This is a genomic window from Paraburkholderia sp. BL25I1N1 (genome assembly GCF_003002025.1).
GTDB lineage: Bacteria > Pseudomonadota > Gammaproteobacteria > Burkholderiales > Burkholderiaceae > Paraburkholderia.
Map to the genome: position 1 here is coordinate 53,529 of NZ_PVZB01000039.1, position 7,543 is coordinate 61,071.

Below are 7,543 nucleotides of genomic sequence, written 5' to 3' on the forward strand. Positions count from 1 at the left end.
CTGCATATCAGGCGCGGCGGTCCCGGCGGGACTGGCTCAATTTCAACTTGGCGTCGGGCAAACACAGAACAGGTGAGAGTGAAGCGTCGTGATCAACGATCACGCCAGGTCTTCACATCATCTCCATTTCCCGCATCTGCCCCAGGCCGAAAAAACGGCCTAACTCCTTGGCCAGTTCATTCAACACGCTCATCTCTTTCTGTGAGATCCGCCGTGGCTCCTGACTATGCGACCAGTCGCCGTAGAGCAGCGCCACGGTGGTGTCGCTTTCATCGACGACCGGCAGCAGCACGAAGGCCCGGGCGTCGTCGAAGGAGCGGCGGAACCATTCGGGCAGCCGCGCGACCATCTTTGGATCGCGTGCGTTCTCGATGAATATACCCACCGAGTTTGCGATCGCCAGATGAAACACGTCGGGTTCGAAGGCGGTACTGAACGTTAGTTTCGGCAACGCGGCGTCGATCTTCGGGCCGAGACCGAGGCGCGCCTTGAAGGTGCCGTTGCTGTGCTTGACGAACACCACGGTGCGCGCAAAGCCGAGGCCGGCCAGCAGCGTTTCCGCTGCCATCGCCAGCGCCGGCGCGAGCGGACTGCCGGCCGGCAGCCCGCGCAGATCTTCGACGCCCACCGCGATACGCGCCTCGGGATTGAGCGCTTCGCGCGCGATCGCATCCGCATTGGCGCGCAACTCGACGATTTCGCGCATCACACCGTCGCCGCCTTCTTCGCGGGCGAGCGCCACGCTCATTTCGAGCAGCACTTCGGGATCCGTGTTCAGCGCGCCGCAATATTCCTGCGCCAGTTCGGCGATGCGTTCCTCGCGCTCCCAGTCCGGCATGTTCTGCTGGGTGAGCACGTCGGCGACCGCCGTCGAGTAATTGGTGATGGCGCGCAGCCACTGCACCTGGCGCGGCTGCGTGACGTCTTGCGGGTCGAACTCGCCCATGCCGGAGCGGATCATGTCGGGCAGCCGCCAGCGCACGGCGGCTTCGGCGCCGATTTCGTCGAACGTGACGCCGAGCACCAGCACGCAGGCATCGGCTTCGAGCGCGCCGTCGTCGATATGGCGGCGAATCTGGTCCCATTCGGCGTCGAGATAGAACACCACCAGCAGTTTGCCGATCTGCCGCATCAGCGTGCAGACCACGGCTTCTTCGCCGGCGCGCAGATCGCCGCGCTCGGTCAGCTTGCGCGCGACGCAGCCCGAGAGCAGCGTGCGGTTCAGTTCGAGTTTCGCGTCGATGCGGCGCGGCGCGCTGTGATGAAAGTGATCGACGATCTTCAGGCCGACCACGAGATGGCCGACCGCGTCCATGCCGAGCACCATCAGCGCGCGCGACACGGTCGTGATGTTGCCGCCGAACGCCATGTACATGGCGGAGTTGGCGAGCCGCAGCACTTTTTGCGTGAGGGCGAAGTCCGACAACACCACCTGCACGAGGCCGGTGAAGTCGAGGTCGTCATTGTTCATCGCCGCCATGGTGGAGCGCAGCGACTGCGACAGCATGGGGAAATCGCCGCGCTCGCTCATTCGTGTCCAGAGCCGGTCGAGCACCGCCGCCTTTACCATGTGAGTCCCGCCAAAGCCATACATGTTCCAATGAGTGCCACGCCGGCCAGAGACCGGCTTGTTCCGCTGCATGATTCAAGACATGAGCGCTTCGCCTGCATGGCTAGGCGCTGTGCAAATGAAGCGTGCGTGCTTCGAAACGCTGCGCGAGTTCGTCGGAGGGCAGCGCCTTGCAGACGAGCCAACCCTGAATGTGGTCGCATCCCATCTCGGTGAGCAGGGTGCGCTGCGCTTCTGTTTCGACGCCCTCGGCCACCAGCTCGAGATCCAATGTCTGAGCGAGGCCCACGACGGCACTAACGATTGCCTGATCGTTCCGGGAGGTTAGCAGATTCTCGACAAAACTCCTGTCGATCTTGAGCTTGGCCAGCGGGAAGCGTTGCAGGTAAGCCAGGCTCGAATAGCCGGTGCCGAAGTCGTCGACCGCGAAGCGGATGCCCATGGCGGTCAGTTCTTCGAGCAGACCCTTCGCATGCGCCGGGTCATGCATCAGCAGGCTTTCGGTGATCTCGAACACGAGGCGGCGCGGATCGATGCCGGTCAACTCGATCGCCTCGCGCACCGAGTCCTTGAAGCGCGGATCGCGGAACTGCTGCGGCGACACGTTCACGGCCACGTATTGCAGCGAGATGCCCTTCGCATCCCACTGGATCAATTGCATGCAGGCCACCTTCAACACCCAGTTGCCGAGGAAGTTGATCAGGCCGATCGACTCAGCAAGTGGGATGAACATGGACGGCGGCACTAGCCCGTGCACCGGATGCAACCAGCGGATCAGCGCTTCCACGCCGACCACGCCGTGCGTGCGGCTGCTCGTGATCGGCTGGAAATGCAGCGAGAACTCGCCGTTGCGCACGCCGTCGTAAAGGTCGGCTTCCAGCTTCAGGCGTTCGGCGTCGGCGGGGTTGTCGTCGGGGACGTAGAAGGCGAGCGTGTTGCCGCCGGCCGCCTTGGCCTGCAGGAGGGCGTGGTCGGCCCAGCGCAGCAGGTGGGTGTCGTGGGCGGCGGTGTCGTTGGCGTGGCGCACATCCGGATAGAGCGCGATGCCGATGCTCGCCGAAAGATGCACCTGCTGGCCGTTGAACACATACGGCTGCTGGATCGCGGTCAACAGGCGCCGCGCCAGCGTTTCGGCGGCGGCCGCCGCGTCGGTGCGGCTGGCGGCGGGCTTCACGAGAATCGCGAACTCGTCGCTGGCCACGCGCGCCACGGTCTCGCTCGGGCTCGTCATGTTCAGGATGCGGCGCGAGGTGTCGCGCAGCATTTCGTCGCCGGCATCGTAGCCGAGCGCGCGGTTCACGCGCTGATAGTCGTCGAGGTCGAGCAGCAGCAGCGCGGCCGGCGTGCCGTGCGCGTCGGCTTGCTGCTGGGCGTCGAGGAGCGCCGGAATCAGCGCCGACTGGTTGGCCAGATTGGTCAGGCGGTCAAGATGCAGCGCCTGAGTCAGACGTTCTTCGGTGGCGCGCCAGGCCGACACGTCGAAGCCGGCGATCGCATAGCCCGCGGTGCCGTCGTGACTGCTGCGCACCACGCGCAGCTCGACTGTGATCGGATAAGTCAGCGACTTGATGAGGCTGAGCGTGGCCTTCTCGACGTTGCCCGAGACGGCGGCGCGCGTCAGCAGGGTGTCGAGGCGCGCCACGTCGGCTGGCGCCACGAGGTCGTGCAGCGTGATGGTCTCGAGATACTCGCGGTGATAACCGATGAAGCGCAGGCTGGCTTCGGACACGTAGATAAAGCGCAACTCGTCGTCGACGTGCGCCAGCAGGTCGACGGCGCCGACCACCTGTTCCAGTTGCGCAGCGCGGCTTGCGGCCGTCTGCGGTTTGCCGTCCACGCGCCGGCCGAACGCACGAAGCCGGTCCATGACCGTGCGCAAGGAGCCCCGGCGGGGCGCGGTGATCCTGTTCGCTTCCATGTTTATCGCTGGCAACCTGTATTCGTCTGCAGGCGGGCGGCTCACCTGCCCGCCAATCGGGGCGGTCGGGAGGTATCACGCCGCCCCATCAGAACGAGATAACGGCCTTTGCGGCGAAATCTTTAGCGCCCGGCGCTAAAAACATCCGGTAAGGGAACCTTTGCACGGCCTGGCGGCGGCAGGGGAACGATTCAGTTAAAGTGCGGCTGTGCGACGTCCGTTAATAAGACAACCCCGTTGTGTAGTACCGGCTGAGACGTCGCTGCTGCGTAGCTTTCCGAACACTTCCCCTGATGCCCCATGTCTGAACGCCATCAAGCCAAGGCCACTGCCCGGCATAACGAGGTGCTCGACGCAGCTGCCGGCGGCGCCGAACCGTGGCCCGCCACGCAGTTCGTGTATCTGGGCCGTCAACCGATCCTCGATCGCGACGGCGCGCTCAATGCTTATGAATTGCTGTTTCGGGCCGGCGCGCATAACTACGCCGAAGTCACCGACGACGCCCAGGCGACCGCGCAGGTGGTGGCGCGCGCGATCGGTGGGATCGGCGTGCCGACGGTGTTGGGCCCGCATCGCGGTTTCGTCAATATCGACCGTGCGCTGCTGTTCAACGACATCGTCCATCTGATGCCGCCAGAGCGCTTCGTGCTCGAAATCCTCGAGACCGTGAAATTCGACGCGCAACTGGTCCGCCGTCTGGGCGAGTTGCGCCGCGCCGGCTTTCAGGTGGCGCTCGACGACGTGAGCGAACTGTCCGACGAGCTGAGCGGCGCGCTGTCGCATGCCGACATCGTCAAGATCGACTTTCTGCAGACCGACCGCGCCGTGCTGCCGAAGCTGGCGTCGCTGGTGCGCGGGCAGGGCAAGACGCTAATCGCGGAGAAGGTCGAGACGCGCGAGGATTTCGCGCTCGCGCGGGACCTCGGCTTCGATCTGTTTCAGGGCTACTTCTTCGCGCGGCCGCAGGTGCTGGCCGCGCCGCGCAACCGTTCGCTGCGGCCGGGCCTGATGCGCCTGCTGGCGTTGCTGTCGCGCGACGCCGGCATTGTCGAACTCGAAGCGGAACTCAAGCTGAACCCGAGCGTGGTCGTGCAACTGCTGCGCCTCGTCAATTCGGGTGCATTCGGGCTGGGACGTAATATCGCATCATTGCGCGAGGCGATCATCGCCACCGGCACACGGCAGATCGCGCGCTGGGCGCAGCTGCTGTTGTACGCCGACAGCGGCGAGCTGCCGTGGCGCGCCGATCCGCTGGTGCAACTGGCGGGCACGCGCTCGCGTTTCATGGAGCTGGCCGCGGCCTGGCTGCGTCCCGCCGACGACGAATTCGCCGATGCCGCCTTCATGACCGGAATTTTTTCGCTGATCCACGTGGTGCTGGGCAGCACGCCCGGTGCGGTGCTGGAGAAACTCAGCCTCGCGCCGCAGATTCGCGAGGCGATCGTGTCGAGGCGCGGCGAACTCGGCACCTTGCTGCGGCTTGCCGAGGCGGCGGGCGAGGGCGTGGACGCGGCATCGATCGCACTGGGCCCCGACGCGCCGGCCGGCTTCGTGGCCTTTACGCCCGACGTGCTGGCCGAGCTGAACCTGTCGGCCGCGGCCTGGTTCGGCGCGCATATCGAGGAAGCGGTCGCCTGACGGGCGGGGCGGCGTCGTCGCGGGCTTTCAGTGTGCATGCCGTGGCGCGTTCATGTCAGCGACGTCTGCATCCTTCAGGCCGGTTCTTACGTACCTTGTGAGTACGTGGTCCAATAGCGGAGTTGGCCGGCGTTCTCATGAACGCGGCGGCCCTGGGTTCTTTGGACGAACCGCGTGCATCCACGCCTGGAGAAAAGCAGATGAAGAAGAAATTCATATCGGCCGCACTGGCCGCCGCCGTGTCGGTGGGATTCGCCATGCATTCGCTGACGGCCTCGGCGACCCTCAAGCCAGGCGATGTGGCGCCGTCGTTCACCACGCAGGCTTCGTTGGGCGGCAAGACTTACACCTATTCGCTTGCCGACGAGCTGAAGAAGGGGCCGGTGGTGGTGTATTTCTATCCGGCGGCCTTCACCACGGGCTGCACGATCGAAGCCCACGAGTTCGCCGAAGCGGTCGACGAATACAAGAAGTATGGCGCGACGGTGATCGGCGTGTCGCACGACAACATCGACACACTGACGAAGTTTTCGGTGAGCGAGTGCCGGAGCAAATTCCCGGTGGCTGCCGATGCCGATTCGAAGGTGATCGGCCAATACGACGCTGGCATGCCGATGCATGCGTCGATGGCGAATCGCGTGTCGTATGTGATCGCGCCGGATGGCAAGATCATTTACGAGTACACGAGCCTCTCGCCGGAGAAGCACGTCGAGAATACGCTGAAGGCCGTGAAGGATTGGGCGGCGGCGCACAAGCAGCCTTGAGGTTAAGCGGAGCGTCCGCGCAATTTTCGCAATGGTTTTTTGCGGTGTTCCTGCGGCGAGCGGTGAGCATCGCTCGTGCTAGGCTGCGTTTTTTCTTGTGAGCTTGCGATGCCGATTCTCGTTGCGTTGATTGCGCTGATCGCGCTGGGGTATGGGGCGGTGCGGGCGTTTGATGCCTTGCAGGCGGATTTTGGGTTGGGGGTTGCTGTTGGCGTTGCTGTGCTGGTGGGTTTGCTGCTGATTGCCGCTTTCGCTTATTGGTTGCGGCGTCGCAAGGAAGTGGCTTCCAACGTCCGTGATGGAGATTGGACTCATGAACTCAAGGGGAGTTGGGGGGCCGTGCGGCTCGCTGCCGATAAGCGGCTTTGTGAGATCCGGTTGGGCCAGGAGCAGGGGGCCTATATTTTTGCCGACCTGCTAGGGGCGGAGGTGCAGCGGCCCGGCGCGCAGTGGCAGGTTGTTTTGAAAGTCAAGGATCCTAAGCATCAGGTTTGGGTTTTGCCCATGCGGGATGAGAGGCAGGCTCGGCAATGGGTGAGGGTTTTTGAGCTTGCTGTGGGGCAGAGGCTTTAGGGTTTTGGTTTTTTGGTCTCTGGAGTTGGCCTTTTCTTGATTTGTTTGTGGTCTATTAGTGTTGCCCCTGTGCGGGGCGGCACTTACTTCTCTTTGCCGCCGCAAAGAGAAGTAAGCAAGAGAAAGCGGCTCACACCGCTAATTCTTAAGCGGGTCCCTCGCGCAGCCACGGTAGTGGTGCATCTGGAGTCAGTGTTTTCGCACACTCCGCGCTGGTGACCAAGGGCTCATCAGCTCCCGCTTCGCACTGCGTGCGTCGCGGACGGGTTATGCCTGGGAAACCTAAGGTTTTGATGAGCGCAGCGCGTCAACAGCGGCAGTAAAAAAGTGTCGGGGGTACTGGCGATTTGAACGTACGTGAGGCGGAACCTGTCCGCATTTTGTGTGCGAGGCGGTTAGCGGAGTTACCCGCGTGCGTTGGTAAAACGCTCACCAAACAGAATAGCGAACTGGTTCATGGCGGAGGACCAGTCGAATGCCGCCCGTACAGACTTGGCCAGCACGTTGCGCAATGCCAGCCACAGTAGCTTGATGGCGGCCTCGTCGTTGGGGAAGTGGCCGCGGGTCTTGATGATCTTGCGTAGTTGCATGTTCAGGCTCTCAATGGCATTCGTGGTGTAGACGACACGGCGTATGTCGGGCGGAAACACGAAGAACGGTGTGACGTTCTCCCACGCCCGTCGCCACGAACCTGTCCGCATTTTTGTGTGCGAGGCGGTTAGCGGAGTTACCCGCGTGCGTTGGTAAAACGCTCGCCAAACAGAATGGCGAACTGGTTCATGGCGGAGGACCAGTCGAATGCCGCCCGTACAGACTTCGCCAGCACGTTGCGCAATGCCAGCCACAGTAGCTTGATGGCGGCCTCGTCGTTGGGGAAGTGACCGCGGGTCTTGATGATCTTGCGTAGTTGCATGTTCAGGCTCTCAATGGCATTCGTGGTGTAGACGACACGGCGTATGTCGGGCGGAAACACGAAGAACGGTGTGACGTTCTCCCACGCCCGTCGCCACGACTGCACGATGGTCGGATACTTCGCGCCCCATGGCCCTTCGGCAAAGGCCTCCAGGGCCTGCTGCGCGG

6 protein-coding genes and 1 pseudogene are annotated in these 7,543 nt (G+C 63.4%); 3 read left to right on the top strand and 4 right to left on the bottom strand.

Annotated features, from left to right (window positions below; translation table 11 throughout):
• Positions 1 to 112: 112 nt before the first annotated feature.
• Together B0G73_RS36925 and B0G73_RS36930 are read right to left on the bottom strand one after the other, a co-directional pair.
• Complete coding sequence (locus B0G73_RS36925; RefSeq protein ID WP_106285983.1) at positions 113 to 1,570, bottom strand: HDOD domain-containing protein; 1,458 nt, start codon at positions 1,568 to 1,570, stop codon at positions 113 to 115.
• Between the two features lie 103 nt (positions 1,571 to 1,673).
• On the bottom strand, positions 1,674 to 3,488 hold the full coding sequence (locus tag B0G73_RS36930; RefSeq protein WP_106285984.1) for a bifunctional diguanylate cyclase/phosphodiesterase: 1,815 nt from the start codon (positions 3,486 to 3,488) through the stop codon (positions 1,674 to 1,676).
• Positions 3,489 to 3,788: 300 nt separating this feature from the next.
• Here B0G73_RS36930 and B0G73_RS36935 point away from each other — a divergent pair, with 300 nt between their 5' ends.
• The 3 genes from B0G73_RS36935 to B0G73_RS36945 all read left to right on the top strand — a co-directional run bounded on the left by B0G73_RS36935 (position 3,789) and on the right by B0G73_RS36945 (position 6,463).
• Positions 3,789 to 5,126 carry an EAL and HDOD domain-containing protein gene (locus B0G73_RS36935; protein WP_106285985.1) on the top strand — a complete coding sequence of 446 codons (1,338 nt, stop codon included), beginning with the start codon at positions 3,789 to 3,791 and terminating at the stop codon, positions 5,124 to 5,126.
• Positions 5,127 to 5,326: 200 nt separating this feature from the next.
• Positions 5,327 to 5,890: a peroxiredoxin gene (locus B0G73_RS36940; protein ID WP_106285986.1), complete on the top strand. Its 564-nt coding sequence runs from the start codon at positions 5,327 to 5,329 to the stop codon at positions 5,888 to 5,890.
• A gap of 108 nt (positions 5,891 to 5,998) precedes the next feature.
• On the top strand, positions 5,999 to 6,463 hold the full coding sequence (locus B0G73_RS36945) for a hypothetical protein (RefSeq protein WP_106285987.1): 465 nt from the start codon (positions 5,999 to 6,001) through the stop codon (positions 6,461 to 6,463).
• Between the two features lie 404 nt (positions 6,464 to 6,867).
• Here the strand turns inward: B0G73_RS36945 and B0G73_RS36950 are convergent.
• Together B0G73_RS36950 and B0G73_RS36955 are read right to left on the bottom strand one after the other, a co-directional pair.
• Positions 6,868 to 7,152: pseudogene (locus B0G73_RS36950) on the bottom strand (transposase); the annotation flags it as partial.
• Positions 7,153 to 7,190: 38 nt separating this feature from the next.
• Positions 7,191 to 7,543, bottom strand: a 353-nt coding sequence (locus B0G73_RS36955; RefSeq protein WP_146144249.1) for a transposase, incomplete at its 5' end; no start/stop codon positions are given.